Annotated in this window: 17 protein-coding genes; 3 read left to right on the top strand and 14 right to left on the bottom strand. The window is 42.5% G+C overall.

Translation table 11 applies throughout. The features are described 5' to 3' along the window. Positions 1 to 99 precede the first annotated feature (99 nt). Entirely contained in the window at positions 100 to 1,632 is a 1,533-nt protein-coding gene (locus MHB56_RS18040) for an MFS transporter (protein WP_076302893.1), read from the bottom strand. A gap of 249 nt (positions 1,633 to 1,881) precedes the next feature. On the opposite strand from MHB56_RS18040, the gene MHB56_RS18035 reads away from it, so the two are divergent. Further along, positions 1,882 to 2,334, top strand: a complete 453-nt coding sequence (locus tag MHB56_RS18035; protein ID WP_076128537.1) for an Lrp/AsnC family transcriptional regulator — start codon at positions 1,882 to 1,884, stop codon at positions 2,332 to 2,334. A gap of 162 nt (positions 2,335 to 2,496) precedes the next feature. Here the strand turns inward: MHB56_RS18035 and MHB56_RS18030 are convergent, their stop codons facing one another. Continuing rightward, complete coding sequence (locus tag MHB56_RS18030) at positions 2,497 to 3,621, bottom strand: NAD(P)/FAD-dependent oxidoreductase (protein ID WP_076302892.1); 1,125 nt, start codon at positions 3,619 to 3,621, stop codon at positions 2,497 to 2,499. A gap of 169 nt (positions 3,622 to 3,790) precedes the next feature. Between MHB56_RS18030 and MHB56_RS18025 the strand changes: the two genes are divergently transcribed. Together MHB56_RS18025 and MHB56_RS18020 are read left to right on the top strand one after the other, a co-directional pair. Beyond that, the gene (locus tag MHB56_RS18025) at positions 3,791 to 4,978 is read left to right on the top strand and encodes a YhgE/Pip domain-containing protein (protein WP_076185138.1); all 1,188 of its coding nucleotides are present in this window, start codon (positions 3,791 to 3,793) and stop codon (positions 4,976 to 4,978) included. A 46-nt stretch (positions 4,979 to 5,024) separates the two neighbouring features. Next, the gene (locus MHB56_RS18020) at positions 5,025 to 5,564 is read left to right on the top strand and encodes a PadR family transcriptional regulator (protein WP_076302891.1); all 540 of its coding nucleotides are present in this window, start codon (positions 5,025 to 5,027) and stop codon (positions 5,562 to 5,564) included. Positions 5,565 to 5,643: 79 nt separating this feature from the next. Here the strand turns inward: MHB56_RS18020 and MHB56_RS18015 are convergent, their stop codons facing one another. From MHB56_RS18015 to MHB56_RS17960, 12 genes are all read right to left on the bottom strand, one after another. Beyond that, positions 5,644 to 6,630 carry a FecCD family ABC transporter permease gene (locus MHB56_RS18015; protein ID WP_162164281.1) on the bottom strand — a complete coding sequence of 329 codons (987 nt, stop codon included), beginning with the start codon at positions 6,628 to 6,630 and terminating at the stop codon, positions 5,644 to 5,646. Next, positions 6,630 to 7,670, bottom strand: a complete 1,041-nt coding sequence (locus MHB56_RS18010) for a FecCD family ABC transporter permease (protein WP_036684813.1) — start codon at positions 7,668 to 7,670, stop codon at positions 6,630 to 6,632. Before MHB56_RS18010 ends, MHB56_RS18015 begins: the two co-directional genes overlap by 1 nt. A 70-nt stretch (positions 7,671 to 7,740) precedes the next feature. Continuing rightward, positions 7,741 to 8,562: an alpha/beta hydrolase gene (locus MHB56_RS18005; protein ID WP_341143829.1), complete on the bottom strand. Its 822-nt coding sequence runs from the start codon at positions 8,560 to 8,562 to the stop codon at positions 7,741 to 7,743. Next, positions 8,559 to 9,575 (bottom strand): ABC transporter substrate-binding protein, encoded by a 1,017-nt coding sequence (locus MHB56_RS18000; protein ID WP_076302890.1) that lies wholly within the window; start codon positions 9,573 to 9,575, stop codon positions 8,559 to 8,561. Before MHB56_RS18000 ends, MHB56_RS18005 begins: the two co-directional genes overlap by 4 nt. 112 nt (positions 9,576 to 9,687) lie before the next feature. After that, positions 9,688 to 10,800: a helix-turn-helix domain-containing protein gene (locus MHB56_RS17995; protein ID WP_248549411.1), complete on the bottom strand. Its 1,113-nt coding sequence runs from the start codon at positions 10,798 to 10,800 to the stop codon at positions 9,688 to 9,690. Between the two features lie 213 nt (positions 10,801 to 11,013). Further along, positions 11,014 to 11,871 carry a hypothetical protein gene (locus tag MHB56_RS17990; RefSeq protein ID WP_312148555.1) on the bottom strand — a complete coding sequence of 286 codons (858 nt, stop codon included), beginning with the start codon at positions 11,869 to 11,871 and terminating at the stop codon, positions 11,014 to 11,016. Then, positions 11,864 to 12,442 (bottom strand): sigma-70 family RNA polymerase sigma factor, encoded by a 579-nt coding sequence (locus MHB56_RS17985; protein WP_081392599.1) that lies wholly within the window; start codon positions 12,440 to 12,442, stop codon positions 11,864 to 11,866. Before MHB56_RS17985 ends, MHB56_RS17990 begins: the two co-directional genes overlap by 8 nt. Before the next feature lie 282 nt (positions 12,443 to 12,724). Next, the gene (gene ssuE, locus MHB56_RS17980; RefSeq protein WP_076185145.1) at positions 12,725 to 13,258 is read right to left on the bottom strand and encodes an NADPH-dependent FMN reductase; all 534 of its coding nucleotides are present in this window, start codon (positions 13,256 to 13,258) and stop codon (positions 12,725 to 12,727) included. After that, positions 13,258 to 14,616: an LLM class flavin-dependent oxidoreductase gene (locus MHB56_RS17975; RefSeq protein ID WP_076302886.1), complete on the bottom strand. Its 1,359-nt coding sequence runs from the start codon at positions 14,614 to 14,616 to the stop codon at positions 13,258 to 13,260. Before MHB56_RS17975 ends, ssuE begins: the two co-directional genes overlap by 1 nt. 137 nt (positions 14,617 to 14,753) lie before the next feature. After that, positions 14,754 to 15,761: an ABC transporter substrate-binding protein gene (locus MHB56_RS17970; RefSeq protein ID WP_076128516.1), complete on the bottom strand. Its 1,008-nt coding sequence runs from the start codon at positions 15,759 to 15,761 to the stop codon at positions 14,754 to 14,756. A gap of 153 nt (positions 15,762 to 15,914) precedes the next feature. Further along, entirely contained in the window at positions 15,915 to 16,685 is a 771-nt protein-coding gene (locus tag MHB56_RS17965; protein ID WP_254848782.1) for an ABC transporter permease, read from the bottom strand. 75 nt (positions 16,686 to 16,760) lie between these two features. Further along, positions 16,761 to 17,570 carry an ABC transporter ATP-binding protein gene (locus tag MHB56_RS17960; protein ID WP_081392598.1) on the bottom strand — a complete coding sequence of 270 codons (810 nt, stop codon included), beginning with the start codon at positions 17,568 to 17,570 and terminating at the stop codon, positions 16,761 to 16,763. Positions 17,571 to 17,685 lie beyond the last annotated feature (115 nt).

The following is a 17,685-nucleotide window of genomic DNA, read 5'->3' as shown; positions in this document are numbered from 1 at the left end:
TTGTTCCAAAGCAATAATACAACGACTTTACGTGATAATACTAGCGGCTTAATCAGTTGAGACTCACGAATCGCTTGTGGGCGCGATAGTCTTCACTCTCTACTTTTGCAACAATGCTCTCTTGGGTCCAAAAATTATAAAACTGATCGCGGCCAACACCCAGACACCAATACCGCCATAGAGCATCACCAAACCAAAGCCGTGTACAAGCGAGGCATGGACGATAGCTCCAGATGCATCCAGTGAGGATAGTTCTGGAAAACCCTGATTGAGAGACGAAGTGTTTCCGGCAGCTGTTTTTTCGGCCAAAGATCGCAATTGTAAAACATCGACAGTCTCAGGAAAAGCTTTCTTCAAATAAGAAAAGATGCCTTCCTGTAAAATGAAGCCCATTACGGCAATGTTGATGGCTAGACTGATTAATCTGGCACTCATGTCTATGCCGGAAGCCATACCTGCACGAGTACTAGGTACCGAGCCGGTAGTCGTGTTGGTGACAGGCGTGTTGGTTAATCCCAGCCCAATACCAGCCAACAGAGAGCCGGGGAGCATAGTCAACCAGCTGGCGTGATCACCGCTGCTGCCATACTTCATCAAAATGAAGCCCAAGCCGATAACGAATAGACCCAATGGGATAACTATGCGCGGTTGGTAGCGGAGCGAAAATCGCTCTGCCAGAGGCGGAATTACCAGGGTGGGCAGTGCATAAGCCAGAACAGACAACCCGGCACTTACGATGTCGTAATCAAGCCCGCTCTGGAAATAAATTGGAAGATAGATCATGAATGGCCAAAAACTGAAATTCATCCCGACGGAGCCAAGGAGAGCACCAGAAAAATTACGTATCTTGAATACGGAAAAGTCGAACATTGGATGAGTACTGTGCTTCTCCGCAAATAGAAATACTATGAAACTTATTGCCACTGCAACAAGGATGCTGAGGGATGCTGTACCGGTAAAACCAAGTTCCGACCCTTGTGTGATAAAATAGACCAGGCCAAAAACCGTCAACGAAAGCGTGACGATGCCGATAATGTCCAGCTTTTTTGCCTGTGGATCGCTGGACTCCTCCACGCCGCTGAAGACAAGGATCAAAGTAAAAAGGGTCAGCGGGACATGGACCAGAAAAACCCAATGCCAGTTCAATACAGCCACGATCATACCGCCAATGATAGGTCCAAAACCGAGACCGATACCAAACACGATCCCCCATGTGCTAAAGGCTTTGCTGCGTTCTTCTCCTTTCTGAAACCGATGTGAAAGAATGGCTATCTGGCAAATCTGCATCGCGCCAGCACCCACGCCTTGAAGGAACCGGCTGGCGATCAGAACCGATGTGCTTTGCGCCAAGCCACAAATCAAAGATGTAATACCGAACAAGATAAGGCTGATAATAAAAATACGCCTCCTTCCATACCGGTCAGCCAGCGTTCCAACAGCCATCAGAACTGTCGCACAGGCAATGGTGTAGGCGTTCATAATCCATTGCATATCCTTGAGGCTACCGTGCAGTACCTTTTCCAGGGTAGGCAGTATCACAGGCACACTGGAAATTTCGAGGCCAAACATCAATGCGGACAAACATATAGCAGCTAATGTGATTATATTTTTGCGGGAGTGGGAGAGTCTCATTGGGAGTTTCCTCCAGACTCATCAATACGTGCCTGTAAATCTTCTGTACCTACTTTATTTAAATCAAATTTTCTCAATGGTAGCCATCCTCTCTAACTTTCCAAGTGTAGATCATCATTTTGGTGAGAGTCATATTATATAATGTAAATTATTCATTTTACATATTATAATCAATCAATTATGATGATTTAACAAAGTAATTAAAGGAGTTTTAATGAATTACCTTAAATATAAAGGAGGCCATCCAAAGTGGATCATGTAGACAAACAAATTCTCTTCTATCTTCAAAATCAAGCGAGGATTTCAATGACAGAACTGGGGAAATCCGTAGGTCTGTCTCAACCTGCGGTTACGGAACGAGTTAGAAGAATGGAAGAGAAAGGAATCATTGAGGAATATCGCACCATCATCTCCCCTGAAAAAATCGGGAAAAATACGGCAGCCTATATGTTGTTTCGGACTAGAGACTGCCTGGCATTTCTTGACTTTGTCCATGCCTCTCCTCAAGTTGCCGAGTGCCACCGTATAAGTGGAGAACACAGCTATTTATTAAAAGTAGTGACCGAATCTACACATGCTCTTGAAGAGTTTGGCAATCAATGTGATAAGTATGGAACCTATACGATCCTGATTGTTATGTCTTCACCGATAGATCATAGATTTCTCATTCATTCTCTCGAAGAGGCATCTAAAGTAGACTAATGCCAAGCAGAAGGACAACGAGTTTACAGAGAAGTAGCTTTATTAAGAGCGTCTTACAATAAGCAGGAATAAATGTTTAGTTAAAAAAAACGACATCTCTGTCGTTTTAAGGAATACGTATGGTGGCACTTTAGCGGATCGAATCGCTGACCTCCTTTTTTACTACTCATTTATCGCATGCTCTAATGCATAGTCTTCAAGCTGAATATCTACCTTTTGATTCATGGCCAGCTTGGCCAGCTGCTCACCAAGAAAGGGTCCCATCGTTAATCCGGATGATCCTAGTCCATTAGCAACAATTAGTTTATTCCATCCTTGAACCCTGCCCAACACGGGAAGAAAATCTGCTGTAAATGGACGGAACCCTACTCTTATCTCATTTAGGCTACAATCCGCAAGACCGGAAGCCGTTTGAAGACCTTTATTTAGAATTTCTTGCATTCCTCCTGCGGTTACAGCAGTATCATAACCTACGACATCATTTTCGTGAGTAGCACCTACCACGATATTTTGATCCGCAAATGCGAGTATATATTGATCTGTAGGCGGCATTACCACAGGCCATTGCTCTGTACTCGCTTGTTGAGCAAGCTTCAAATGCATAATTTGAGCTTTTTGATAACGCACCTGAAGCATGATCCCAAGCGGATGAAGCAAAGCGTTAGACCAAGCCCCTGCGCACACAATCACTTCATCCGCTGTGAATGTCTGTTCTCCTACACTAACCCCTTTAATTTCATGTTCATCATGTTCTAAAATAGCATCTCCCTCAATCATTTGCGCACCATTACGCTGAGCAGCCCTTAGCAAAGCATCACGTAATTCACGTCCGTTCACTCTTGCTGCACCGGATACATGAAGCGCATGATAACCTTCCGACAATAAGGGAAACTTCTCTTGCGCTTCAAGATCCGTCAGCATCGTAAGTTCCCCTATTTCAGGGGCGTCCTCTCTGCGCAGCTCCGCTCTTTCTTTCATCGCGAGTAACTTTTTCAAATCCTCATGGATACATATCGCTCCAACTTTTGCGTATCCAGTCTCGGTTTCTCCAGCCTCTTCCAACTCTTGAATAAGTGCCGGATAAAAGCTTGCTCCCGCTTTAGCAAGACGATACCATGCTTTGTTTCTGCGTTGAGACAACCATGGACAAATAATCCCTGCTGCTGCATCCGTTGCTTGTCCAACATCCTTACGATCTATAATGATGACCTCAGCACCTAACTTACTTAGCTGATAAGCTGCTGAAGCCCCTAATATGCCTGCACCAATTACAATAACCTTGTTCATATTCGAAGTCCCTTCAGTTATTCATTTTTTTAATCATTCACTACTTACCCATTGTATCTTAAATTTGACATTTATAATGAATTATCGTACTATAAATTTCACTCAGTTAAAAGTACTTTAATTGGAGTACTAAAATAAAAGTGTTATTCAGAAGAAAGAAGGAATACAGTTGAAGTTTTCACAGTTTTTGAAGTCCAAAGGGGCCATTGGTTCTATTTTTATGGGTGTGTTCTATGCCATTGCGATGCTTGGTATTTTCTTACCAGGGTATACAGCACTTCCAGGGAACATGGATGATTTAAAAATTGCTATTGTCAATGATGATGCAGGTCAATATGGGGCTCAGATTTCGAGTCAGTTCTCGGAGAGTTTACCATTCAAAACGATAAAAACCGATGTATCGAATAAAAAAGCGATGGATGAATTAGAACATAATAAGTTAGCTCTAGTTGTCCATATTCCAGAAGAATTTTCAGCCAACGTTCAAAGCGGTAAGGTATCCGCAAGTATTGATTTCACAGTCAACGAAGCTTCTGCCACCATGGTATCTTCAGCCATGTCTTCCGTTGTAGGAGAAATTAACAAACAATTAAGCGCGAACTTCTCAGAGCAAACCGCAAAAGGTGTGTTAATGAACTTTAACGTACCAGAAGAACAAGCCACCGCAATGGCTACACAAATTGAAAATAGTTATGTCGGGAATTATGTTGTCATCAATGATGTTCCGGACGGCATGCACAACAACATGTTACCTATGTTCTTAACTATGGCTGGTTATGTTGGGGCAATGATTGCCTCCATGCAATTAGTTGCTTCTTTTAAAGCGAACCGCGGGAAAGCAAGCAAGACAAAACTGTTTATGTTCGTTCAATTCACAGCTTTATTAATCGCTGTATTATCAACAGTCGTTGCTTTAACCATTGCCTTCTCTGTTGCAGATGTAGACCTATCCTTACTGTTACCAGTTGCTGCTCAACAAATTCTAATGTATATGGCTGCATTCAACGTGTGTGCGATTATGGTCTTCCTAGTTGGCGAAGGCGGTATGGTCTTAAATATTCCAATCCTGCTCATGCAAACCATCGCCAATGGTGCTACCATGCCTCGTGATATGATGTATACACCATACGATTGGTTCGGCCGCATCACCCCGATGTATTATTCTGTGCAAGCTTATTTGGCACAAATGTTTGGTTCCATTAGTCCAGCCCCCTTCTTATGGGGATTAGCAGGCGTATTTGCCGGGGCTATGATGATTAACATTGTAATCGTCCGGTTTGTTCATAAACCTGTACCTGTGACTAAAGAAACTATACTGCCCGTTGAAGTTAAAAATACAGCTGAAATAACCGCCTAGGTTTGGTAAGATAGAGTTTAGCCAACAATTAGGAGTGGGTTCTGTGATGTCAATTCAAATTTATATCTTAAGTAAGTTAATGGATGAAAATAATTATCCTTATAAATTAAAAAAAGAACTATCCACCCCTATTCCTTTTGATAAATTGCTCAATCTATCTGAAAGCAAACTGTATTATCACTTTGAATCTCTTTCGAAGCAGGGCTTAGTTGAACAGGTAGAGATTATCAAAGAAGAACATCGTCCAGACAAACAGGTGTTTTCCATTACCGATAAAGGGCGCAAGCAGCTCCCGCTCAAAATTTATAAGGTAATAGAAGATGCAGAATCTATTTCAGATATGATTGTCGCTCTTGTGAATCTTCGTTTTGTAGAGACTGATAAAGTGATCCCGATTATCGAGAAGAAAATTGAACAGTCACTTATAAAAAAAGATCAATTAAATCAAATCTACCAGCAAATAGATGTAGATAGCTCCACTCGTGAAAGTGTAGATTTCATGGAAAGCTACTACGCTTCTCAACTTGAGCAATCTATACACTGGTGGAAAGTTCTTTTAGAAAAGCTGAAAACGAAAACGATATAAAAAGAATGCCTTGGATTATAGCATAATCAAGGCATTCTTTTTTTATTTCCAGCACCAATCACACAATAGCTTTTTTCAGTTATTCACTTTTAATCAATAAATATAAAAAGTATGGAGCTCCGATTAAAGCCACGATTACTCCTGCTGGTATTTCAGTATTGGCTACTACCATTTTACCAAGCGCATCTGCAATAACAACTAATCCGCCACCGATTAATAAACATGCGGGAATCATTATTTTATGGCCACGAAAGAGTCGTCTAACTAAATGTGGAACTACTAGTCCTACAAATCCAATGCTCCCACTGACAGCAACCGCTGGTGCCGCCAATAATACACTACACACTAAAAACCAAACACGATACTTATTTAGAGATACCCCTAAACTAATGACTACAGGATCGTTAAGCCTTAGTACATCCAATATAAGATGATTCCGAATTAATAAAGGCACAATAAGAAGTAACCAAGGCAGCATAGCATACACGTGACTCCAATTACTATTCCCTATGTTCCCTGCCAGCCACACCTTAATCATCTGATATTGCGAAGGATCTAGTACGAAGGTTAACACAATCATAAATGCACTAATCGCAGCCGCAACAGCAATACCAGTATAAATTAATCGAATGGGAATAATGCCTTGATTGCGATCATAAGAAAGCATAAATAATAGAGCAACAACGATAAATCCGCCCAATAAAGCATACAGTGGCTGAACATAAGTATGTAAGCCGGTTGAGCTATTTTGTAACAGCAAAAATAACATCATGGATAATCCAGCACCAGCATTTATCCCCAATATGCCCGGGTCTGCTAAAGCATTTCGGCTTATGGCTTGCAGCAGCATTCCTGCTATTGCCAACGCGCCACCTACTAGAAAACCCAAGATCATACGTGGAATACGGAACTGAAAAAGTACAAGCTCCTGCCTCGGTGTTCCATTTCCCAATACGGTTTGCCATAACTCTTGTAAGCTTAAGCTGCTTTGACCAGTAGATACACTATATATAAAGCCTAGCAGTAAAATGATTGCTATAATTATAAACTTCCATCTTAGCTTCACTATAGCTCCCGCCTTTCTTTACGAGCCAAATATAGAAAGAACGGAACACCAATAACCGCAATTACAGCACCTACAGGTATTTCATAAGGGGCATTTACGATTCGTGCCACTAAATCAGCAAGCACAACAAGGGTGGCTCCCAGAATTGCGGATAATGGAATAATATAACGATAATCCACACCCACTATGTAACGTACCAAATGCGGAGCAATTAAGCCCACAAAGCTTACAGATCCGGCTAAAGCACATGAAATCCCAGCTAACATGAATGCGGCTAAAAGCGAAAGATTTTTGATAAGTTTTATATTAACGCCTAACCCTTCCGCTGTCTCATCCCCTACAGAAAGTATAGTAATCGACTTTGAAATTACGATGGCAAGTAATAGCGCAAGAAGCATCCAAGGCAACATTTGCTGTAGATGAGCCATACTAATGCCACTTAAACCTCCTCCATACCAAAAAGCCACCTGCTGAGCCACTGAAAAAAAGATACTTATTCCTTCACTTAGGGCAGTTAGCATAGCAGAGATGGCAGCACCCGCCAATACAAGCCGAATAGGCGTCATGCCTCGTTTACTTAATAAGCCCACACTAAAGACTAAACCTGCGCCCAATCCCGCACCTAGAATACAGAGCCAAAGTGTACCTGTGAATGAAATCGTCGGCAGGAAAACCATAGCAATAACTAACGTGACCCCGGCCCCAGCATTTAATCCAAGAATCCCCGAATCGGCCAAAGGATTGCGACTAATCCCTTGAATAATCGCTCCACTTACTGCAAATCCAGCGCCTGTTGCCATAGCGGCAAGTACCCGGGGCAAACGAATCGACTGGATCACCTGATGAGTAGACGCCTTATCATCAAAAGCGATGATCGACATGAATACATCTGCGAAGGGTATTTTTTTCGCGCCAAGGGCCATAGCAAGCACTAATACGCCTATTAATAGGAGGAGCATGAGGATTAGCAATAATAAAAAGGAGAACTTTTTTTCTCCTGCTAGTGATGATTTCTGAACATTTGCGGCCAATGTTTCCAACCCTTTCCCTTCACTTTACAAAAAGAGCCAGCCAAGGGCCAGCTCAGATGCAAACGAATATGATTTCTATCTAACTTAAGTCAGAGGATGTGGTAAGCAAAAATTTGACGGCCCGACTAATCGCACCCGAGATTACGCTCACATGCTCCTCTTGCTCAAGCAATGCCCAGCTTACTTCAAAGCTTGGAAGGTGTAAGGCCATCATGCTGTTACATAAATCCAAGCTAGCCTTGACCATATAATCCAGCTCTTCTCCACCAGCAATCATAAGCGTTTTAGGTAACTGACTTAGCGTATTGCTGTGTAAATCAGCTTTAAAATTCTCATACTCCTTTAAAAGTGCGTAATCATTCCACCAGATGGAAGCACTACTTGCAATATAATGTGAGAACAAGGTGGGTTGTGTAAACAACGCATGCAGAACAAATAATCCGCCAAAGGAATGACCAAACAATGCTTGCTTCTGCTTATTGATAACGAACCGCTGGGCAATGGCTGGCATTAACTCTTTTTCAAAAAAAGCTAGCAGCTCATCTGCCCCGCCAAATTCAGGCCAAGGCTCCCCGTTGGGACGTTTCGGTAAATTCGCGAGCTCGGCTGGCATGGTTAAATCATAGGTTCGACGCACGGTATCAAACGCCTCACCCCCAGGATAACCAATGCCAACAACAATCGCGGGTGGATAGCCTTTAGGCTTACGCGTCAGCAATCGGGTGATTTCAGCAGCGGTTTCAAAAAGTCCATTACCGTCAAGAACATAAATGACACCGTAGCCATCTTTTGCAGGCTCATCCAAAGGTTTGGCAATAAAAATTTCATAGTCCTTATGATTAGCTTTACTCGTGATCAGCATCGTTTCATAGTTTGGTTTTACGTACGGTTTGATAATCATGGCAGCAGGAACGCTACAATATCGTCCATCGTTTTTTGATAAGCAATTAATCCACTGGATCTCCAGTGATCGCCATCCACATCGAACACTTTACCTGCTTGAACTGCAGGCAGCGCCTTCCATAAAGGACTAGCTTTAATGTCTGCCAGGAAAGCATCTCCCAGACCATCATTATCGTTAATAAAGATATAATCCGCGTCTAAATCAGACAACATTTCCAGCGAAATATCAGCGGACATTTCTCCTTCTACAAGAGCACTTTGAGCAAAGCCTAGCTCACTCAGCACATAACCCCCGTAATGGAAGTTACCCACTAAAAAGATCGCACGGGCATTCGCATTAATATAAATTGCTTTTTTACCGGCAGAAACGCTGGCTAACTTTGCTTTAGTTGCTTCTAGCTTTGTATTGTAAGCAGCAATAACTTCTGTTGCTTTATCCTCTAAACCTAGCAATTTCGCAATCGTTTCTGTGGCCTCCACTACATTGCCGAGTGCATTCTTAAACACGTAAGTTGGAGCAATTTGCGAGTAGTTTTCATAAACACCATTTTGTGCATAAAAAGCAGTGGGGAATATAATTAATTCCGGCTCCAAATCTACTACAGATTCTGGAGAGGGAACACCATTAGCGAAGCTGATTTCTTTTACGCCACTTAACGTATCCTGTAGATACTGCTGCGGTCTTTCACCCGTGGACCATTGGGCTACTGGGGTTACACCAAGGGTAACTAAGTAATCCTCTAGACCAGGGGCATACACCTTTTGTACAGTCCCCGGAATGTTTACTGTATTGCCTACTTGGTCAGTTACTACAAACGCTTCTCTAGCCGCTACTTCCGGTTCTTGTACAGCGGGTTCCTCCGTTGCAGTTGCACTCGCTTCACTGGTTGTTACTGGAGTATCTGTTGCTTGCTGATCAGCTGTATTATTGCCGCCGCAAGCTGTCAGTAGAATGGATAATAAACCAACCATTACAACATAACTTATTGTTTTTGTATTAAACCCCTTCATGATAGACCTTCCCTCTTTCCTATATTCTCAATAATAATCATTCTCAGTATTGAGTGTATAAGAGATAGGACGCATTGACCATGTAACATCTTATGATTAGACATGTACATTTTCAAGGTATCATCATTACTGCAACTTCCTCTAGCATCCGCTTTAAAGCTACAGGCGAATATTCAAACCAAGGATCGGAGTGAATAACATAGATTTGTTGCTGCTTAATAGCCTCTAACTGTCTGAACCCAACCTCTCTCTGCAAATGATGCCATGTTGCTCGTGACTCATCATCGGGGCAAATAATCGTAAACAGCTTATCTACCTTCAATCTACTTAACTCTTCAAAAGTAATCTCTGCATTATATAGACCGGGCTGCTCATAACTAGATTCCGCTCCCAAATCCTGAAATAAAAGATGCTGAATGCCTGTATTACAATAAGCAAAGATTTGCTGCTGATAGATACGTATAACTAGAACTTTAGATGGTGTAGAGGTCCAGTCTAACCTGCGCCGAACGTCTTCCAATCTTGCCCTATACTGTGTGATCCACTGTTTCGCTTCTTCTTGTTTATTTAGTCGGGCAGCAAGTTCAGTTAAGGCTACTAAACAATCTTGCTTATCATCCAGCCAATAGATTGGAAAATGATCCTCTATCCGTTTTACCAGCTCTGACGACAAATCTTTGGGAGAAATTAGAAGATCAATTGGCAAATGCAATAGCTCATTGGGGCTGCAATAATTTTTGTTTTGCGTCAAGGTTACCTTATGCTCGATTTCTTGCGCCCACAAATTATAGTAGTACGGTGTCCACTTTGCACTTAAAGGTGCAGCAAACGGGATGATCCCTGCCGCGTGTAGATACCCCATCATGTTCCCAGTTACAACACCGATATGAGATTTTTGCTGGCTGGAATACATCGTTGGGGATATCCCTTCGACCTTTTTGAACACTCGGCTAAAATAAAACTCATCACTATATCCAACCGCTTCTGCTATAAACTTCAAGCGAACGTCTTCCTTTTGCAATAATTGTTTAGCCTTTTGAATCCGCAGCTGGGTAACGTATTCCATTGGACTTTGGATATATTCCTGTTTAAACGCCGAGGAAAAATAACTGGAACTAAGACCAGAAAGATTAGCTAAATGTGCTAAAGACAGGTGCTTCGTGAAATTCTCTTCTATATATTTTCTAACCTCGCTTAAATCCGTCTTTTGCGATTGTTTTTGCATTCTGTCACCTCTTTACTGCTTATATAAATGCACTTAACTCTTTATTCATTCATCAATTGATAATCATTATCAATTATACTTTTGTTTTTGGGGGGTGGCAATGGTTGGGGAACGTTCTATAAAAGTGTGCTCAAAAAAGAAGACGCTCAGGGGACTAATCCCCTCGCGTCTTCTGTCTGTAACTATAGGCTGCTGCTGCCCAGAGTAAGTCTTTTATTTTGAATCTACAGCCGGAGCCGGAGCCGGAGCTGCAACTGCTGCGCCATTCTTTTGCGAGTTCTCCTTCACTTGACCTTGCTCTAAAGGCTGAACAGGCGCACCAATGTTAAAGCTATCAATGATTTTCCCTAGTGTAGCTTGGTCAAAGTCTACTTGGGAATACAACTCTACTGTATAGCCATCCTCTTCCCAAATCACAATTCCATTTGCATAATAAACCTTAGTCCCGTTAATTACTTCTGTCTTCACTTCTTCCGTAGTGCTGATCCCATTGTCCCCGCCCTTGGAGATTAGAAAATTCACAGCATTCTCACCGGAATTATACTGCACTTCAACCATGCTGGTCCCCTGAAGAACACAATTCACAAACTCATAGTCTCCCATCCAATCGGGTGCCGGGAAGTTCATGCCAAGTGCTGCACGTGCTTCATCTAGGCTCAACTTAGCTGCAACCGGCAATTCAATGACCGCATTCTCCCCACCTTGGGCATCTTCAGATGGAGTCATTGACTGTGCAGCCGATGGGATTTCCTTATCGTATTGTGTGATTTCGAGATTTCCCACTTCAAACTTTGCCATGATCGACTGGAACATATCCTGTGCATAGGAGGTTGCAGAGAATGCTCCACCCAGACAAATTACTGCACTGCCAATCACTATTGCATTTCTCCAGCTGCTTTTTTTCATCGTTATCCCGTCCTTTATCTCTGATTGGGGGTTAAGTGCCCCATGGTCCAATTTGTATATCAAGCGGTTATAGATTCTTTCTTTGGCGGTAGTGCTGCCCTGTTCGGCATTCTCAAGCAGTTCTATGGTCTTGTTGAATTTGGTGAGATCATCTTTCTTATTCATTTTTGAACCCTCCTGCCTTTAAGGAAATATGCAGTTTTTTCAAGCTTCTATATACTACGACACCGATATTGGACTCACTAACTCCCATGATCTGTGCAATTTCGGAATTTTTCAGCCCAGCCCCATATTTCATTGCAATGATATTTCGTTCCTTCTCACGCAGCTTGGAGAGCGCCTTGAACAGTGCTTGATTATTATCCTCACGGATCGCCAGCTCCTCAGGAGACGGCTTGGGAAATATAAGCTCCAGCAACGAATCCAGTGAGGTATAGCTTCTTTTCTTCTGCGCCCGAAAGTAGTCCGTCACAGCATTTCTTACAATGGCAAACAGCCACACCTCAAAATTGGATTTTTCTTGTGAAAAACTATAATACTTACACATCACAGTCTCAAACACCTGACTGCATATGTCCTCTGCCGCGTGGTGGTTATTAATCCGATAACAGATATATTTGTAAACACGTTGGTAGTACGTATCATACATCCGGATAAATTCCTCTTTGGACATGATAGCTTCACGTGATCTTTCGGTATTCATGTAACGCTCCACTTTACCTTGGATAACCTCCATCTCCACCCTCCTTCCACTCACCTTCATCGAAAAGCTAAACAAATTGCGCAATTTGTTGTGAAGAAACTTACATATGTTAATACGGAGAAACGCCCAAACCATTAACAAATCTTTTGATGTAATCGTGGAATGGCAAAAAACCATCATACAACTTATAGTTCACCAAATGGAGACTGGGGACCTTTTTCAACGTTGGTTCATGAGATTAACAATCACAACACAAAAAACGCAACCCCGAAAGGCTGCGTTAATGTTAACCCCTAACTTCCTGTTCTCCCTAGTCTAATTAGTTATTTTTGCAGGTGCAAGCTTTAGTAATTCCACGGTTAGCCGCTGCTCCGCTTCCTCATCAATACGATACCCATCAGCTTCTAAACGTTCAATTTGCCGATCCAAGAAATAAACCGTATTTAAAATCTCAGTAGCACCCAGTACAGATAAGACGGGTTTTAATGCATATTCAATCGCTAGAAGATGGCCTAACGAACCCCCAATAGCAATAGGTACAATTCGCTTACCAACCAGCGCTTTTTGCGGAAGGAGATCTAAATAGGTCTTCAAGATTCCCGTATAGGAGGCTTTATAGATAGGCGTTAATACGGCGACAATATCCGCTTCTTCCACTAGCGCATTGGCCCGCAGAATCGCCTCACTGGCGAAATTGGCCGTAAGCAAATCGTCCGCTGGTAACTCATGTACATAGATCGAATGATGCCAAATCCCCTCTTGCGTTAGAAATCTTTCAACCTGCTGATGAATAGCTGTTAATCGAGATTTTCTAGTATTTCCTCCATTAATAATGACTGCTTTGCTCATTACACATTCCCTCCTGTACTCGCACCGGTTAGTGCTTTTTCAAGTGTTGTTACAACAGGTACAGATAGCCCTAAATTTCCTCGAAGCGTATAACTCTCATATTCAGTACGGAATAAGCCTCTACGCTGTAATTCAGGAATCACTAATTCAACAATATCGTTAAAGCCCTCCGGGAAATGGGGAGGCATCACATTAAATCCATCTGCACCATCGTTTAAGAACCATTCTTCTAATTGATCTACGATTTGTTCAGGGGTTCCAACGATTTCCCGGTGTCCGCGTGCTCCAGCGATACGCTCATAGATTGCACGAATAGATTGCAGATTCTCACGTTTGGCGATATCACGAATAATGTTGTAGCGGATCCGCGGATTGGTGTCATCTTCAATTGAACTGAATTCCGGAAGTGGTTCTTCGACATCATACCCTGACAGATCAATGTTAGTGAAAGACGACAAATACGATAGTCCTACTTCAGGTAAAATATAGCTGTTTAATTGCTGCTGCTTCAGCAAAGCTTCTTCCTCTGTTTTCGCTACAGTAATAAACACACCCGGCATAATCTTCAAGTCCTCCGGTTTACGTCCATATTTAGCCAACCGCCCTTTCACATCACGATAAAAGGTTTGCGCTTCTTCAAGCGTCTGCCATGCTGTAAAAATAACCTCTGCGGTCTTCGCGGCTAACTCTTTTCCAGATTCAGACGATCCGGCCTGAACAATCACGGGATGCCCTTGTGGTGTGGTTGATGAATCCAGTGAACCCTGTACCTTAAACCAAGCTCCCTGATGATCAACAGGATGTACCTTTTCTACATCTAAATACCGACCTTGCTCCTTGTCGATAACAAGCGCCTCAGACTCAATAGACAACCAGAGCTGTTTGACAACCTCCACAAATTCCTCAGCACGTTCATAGCGGGACGCATGCTGCAAATGTTTATCTTTACCAAACAGGAGAGCTTCACCCTCATTGGCTGATGTTACTACATTCCAGGCGGCACGCCCCTTGGACAAATGATCAATCGCTGCGAATTTACGCGCTACATGGTATGGATCGTTATAGGTAGTAGTCAACGTGGCCGTTAGCCCGATATTCTTAGTCACTGCTGCAAGTGCTGAGATAATAATAACGGGATCTAGCTTTAATGATGATTGTGCATTTCCGGACAGCTTTTGACCTAATACATCTGCAAAAAATATCATATCGAACTTGCCACGCTCAGCCGTTTGTGCAATCTCCGTTAAATACTCCAAATCAAATGCCCGACTTGCCCCTGAAGAAGGATGACGCCAGCTTGCTACATGATGACCGGGTAGATTAATGAATGCCCCTAATTTCATTTGTTTTTTTGTCATGTTAACCACTCCTATTGTTTGATTTTCTATTAAGGAAATCCGTACACAAAGGCGGATGCTCACGCTCCTACAGTTCCAAACTTCCCCTCTGCCACTCTCCCTTTTTAGATTGTTGTAGAGTCAACTTATATAAAAAATTATTTAGCAAATGGATTAAATTCGTTCGTATATAACTCTTCCGGTTTCACTTGGCCTTCCTTTAGCTCCCCATTTGCCACAAGCCAATCAATCCAGACATCGTATTCCGAGGGTGTGATCACACCGCCTTTTTCAGAGATGCCCGTACTCTTCCAAAACTTAAGATTATCTGTGGTTTCCTTGCGTTCACGCTTATTAATAATTTCCTCGAATCGTTTAATTACTTCCTCCCTAGGTGTCGTTCGGGCCCATTCAATGGCTTTTGCAACTCCATCTACAAATTGCCTGACGGTATTCGGATTATCCTTGATATACTGATCTGTAAAGAAATAATCACCCGCAGTAAACTCTGTGCCAAACACATCAATATCCTTAAAAATTTCTGCGACCCCACCTGTTGTTAAAGCCCGATCCCGGGCAATCCCGCTTAACATAACCACATCGATCTGATGATTTCGCAGAATCTGTTCTGCACTAGAACTTGGAACTGTCACTAAGGTTACTTGTTCAATTTCCTTTTCGGTCAAGTTACCTTGGCGTAAATAATCTTTAATGACGAATTCCGAATGGGCACCGAGAATATTCACCCCTACTTTTTTACCAATAAAATCTTTAGCCGACTTTATAGCTCCCCCCTCGAGGGCATATGCACCTACATACGTATTTTGATCACTGCCGTAGGAGCCAATGACCGACTTTATTTTCACATTCTTGGCGTAGGATTTAATAATGGCTCCATTGAATGCTGCACCAAAGTCAATTTGTTTCGTCGCGGTTAATTGAATACTTTCCGGACCACCCACGCTGTCACCTATAGACTCTAACTTCAAATCTCCTAGGTAACCTAAATCGGCGGCCAACTCTGGGAAAGAGACACTTCCAGGTGCAGACTGATATTGCAGGATCTGATCTTCTCCACTTTTGGCGGAGGACTTCCCCTCTGAGCAGCCAGATAAAATACCACTAACCAAGCCTACAAGTATAAGCAGTGCTACTGTTTTGTTCATCTCACTTCTCCTTTTCCAAATGAATTGTATTTTCCTGAGCTACAGTTCCAAACTTCCCTCCGCCACTCTTCCTTTTTAGATTGTTTTAAGTGTAATTAATTCAATTTGTTTAGTTGGTATTATTCCGAAAAAATATCATTCAAAATCATCCTTCTATTCATTCACCGGTTGCTTCCATTTAGAAAATTTACGCTCGAGCATGGTCAAGCCTTGGTTGATTAGCAAACCCAACAAAGCAATGGTTAATATACCGGCGTACATTTGAGGGATCTGAAAGTTATATTGAGAATAAGTGATTAAATAGCCTAAGCCTTCTTTTGCCCCTACCATTTCTGCAGCAATCAATACTAATATCGCCCCTGTTCCTGCCATTCGAATCCCTGTAAAAATAGTTGGCACGGATGCCGGCAAAATCACCTTTAGAAATAACTTGAACGACTTAATATTCATGGATTTAGCCGCTTTAATAAGTAAGGGATCGACGTTACCTACAGCAGCAATCGTATTTAGAAGAATAGGCCATGTGCAAGCAAATAAGACGATTGTAATCTTAGAGGTTTCACCAATCCCTAACAGCAGCATAAATACCGGAAGTAAAGCGAGCGCAGCTGTATTTCGGAACAATTCCAACACTGGATTTAATAACTCCCTAGCTAAGGGATACCAGCCAATTAATAAACCTAATGGGATCGCAATCACTAACGCTAATGCAAATCCACTGAACGAGCGAATGATACTCGCTAAGAAATGAGTGAATAGCTCACCTGAAGCTATCAAATTCCATAAGGCGGTGATTACCTCAGAAATAGGCGGGAAAAATGCTGCGTCAACTAAGCCCGCCCGTGGTGCGATTTCCCATAGTAAGAACAATAAGACTAAAACAATAGACTGTTTAAACACTTTAAGCACGCCGGAAAAAGAAATAGGATTTCGTTTCTTTAGCTGTAACGTTGAATGAACAGACTTAACGGATTCGATGGGAATCCCCCCCTTTATAGATTAAATATATGCACCTTTGTATTCAGGCTCATGCAAATAACCCCATACCTCATGTCGAGCCTTCACAAAATCAGGATGTGAGCGAATATCCGCATCTTCCAATCGTGATGTTAGCGGAATATCTACAATTTTCCTCACCGTCCCGGGTCCTGGTGTCAGGACGACTACCCGCTCCCCAAGATAAACGGCTTCATCAATGCCATGCGTAATAAAAATGATGGTTTTTTGGGTCTTCTGCCAAATCCGTAAAAGCTCACTTTGCAGAGATTCACGTGTTTGGGCGTCCAGTGCGGCAAAAGGCTCATCCATTAACAAGACATCTGGGTTAAAGGCAAGACTTCTGGCAATGGCTACACGCTGCTTCATCCCCCCGGAAAGCTCATGTGGATAACGGTCTCCAAAATCACTAAGCCCAACTAACGAAAGAAAATGCCCAACCTGCTCGCTACGTTCATGCTTCGGAATCCCCTTTGCCTCTAACCCAAATTCAATATTGCCACGCGCCGTCTTCCAAGGAAATAAAGCATACTGCTGAAACACAATACCTCGATCAAGCCCTGGACCTGTTATTGGGTGACCATCTATTAAAATGCGACCCTGTGTGGGGAATGATAAACCACTAATCAAATCAAGCAAAGTTGACTTACCGCACCCGCTTGGCCCCACTATCGTCATGAATTCACCTTTTCTTACGGAAAAGTCCAACTCTTTTACCGCCGTGAATTGCTGCGTTCCCTCCTTTTGCTTAGAATCTCGGACACTGAACGTTTTGGTGACACTCTCAAATCTGATTTTTTCAGCAGCAGCCATTGACTTCACCTCTGTTAGTTATTATTACGGCAAAGTGACCGTTCGCCAAAAAGGCTCAGATGACAACGACTAGCGTTTGTCCCCTGAGCCTCTGGTTGAACCAGTCAGCATATTC

It is taken from the genome of Paenibacillus sp. FSL H8-0315 (genome assembly GCF_038005365.1).
Classification (GTDB): Bacteria; Bacillota; Bacilli; order Paenibacillales; family Paenibacillaceae; genus Paenibacillus_AQ; species Paenibacillus_AQ odorifer.
The sequence above is the reverse complement of the archived record's forward strand: the minus strand, read 5'-3'. Positions and strand labels throughout refer to the sequence as shown.

Bases quoted from the DNA above. Each gene is read 5' to 3' on its own strand.
- MHB56_RS17985 (WP_081392599.1), bottom strand. From the start codon at position 12,442: ATGGAGGTTATCCAAGGTAAAGTGGAGCGTTACATGAATACCGAAAGA.
- MHB56_RS17970 (WP_076128516.1), bottom strand. From the start codon at position 15,761: ATGAACAAAACAGTAGCACTGCTTATACTTGTAGGCTTGGTTAGTGGT.
- MHB56_RS17995 (WP_248549411.1), bottom strand. From the start codon at position 10,800: ATGCAAAAACAATCGCAAAAGACGGATTTAAGCGAGGTTAGAAAATAT.
- MHB56_RS18005 (WP_341143829.1), bottom strand. From the start codon at position 8,562: ATGATTATCAAACCGTACGTAAAACCAAACTATGAAACGATGCTGATC.
- MHB56_RS17990 (WP_312148555.1), bottom strand. From the start codon at position 11,871: ATGAATAAGAAAGATGATCTCACCAAATTCAACAAGACCATAGAACTG.
- ssuE (WP_076185145.1), bottom strand. From the start codon at position 13,258: ATGAGCAAAGCAGTCATTATTAATGGAGGAAATACTAGAAAATCTCGA.
- MHB56_RS17960 (WP_081392598.1), bottom strand. From the start codon at position 17,570: ATGGCTGCTGCTGAAAAAATCAGATTTGAGAGTGTCACCAAAACGTTC.
- MHB56_RS18030 (WP_076302892.1), bottom strand. From the start codon at position 3,621: ATGAACAAGGTTATTGTAATTGGTGCAGGCATATTAGGGGCTTCAGCA.
- MHB56_RS18020 (WP_076302891.1), top strand. From the start codon at position 5,025: ATGTCAATTCAAATTTATATCTTAAGTAAGTTAATGGATGAAAATAAT.
- MHB56_RS18040 (WP_076302893.1), bottom strand. From the start codon at position 1,632: ATGAGACTCTCCCACTCCCGCAAAAATATAATCACATTAGCTGCTATA.
- MHB56_RS17975 (WP_076302886.1), bottom strand. From the start codon at position 14,616: ATGACAAAAAAACAAATGAAATTAGGGGCATTCATTAATCTACCCGGT.
- MHB56_RS18000 (WP_076302890.1), bottom strand. From the start codon at position 9,575: ATGAAGGGGTTTAATACAAAAACAATAAGTTATGTTGTAATGGTTGGT.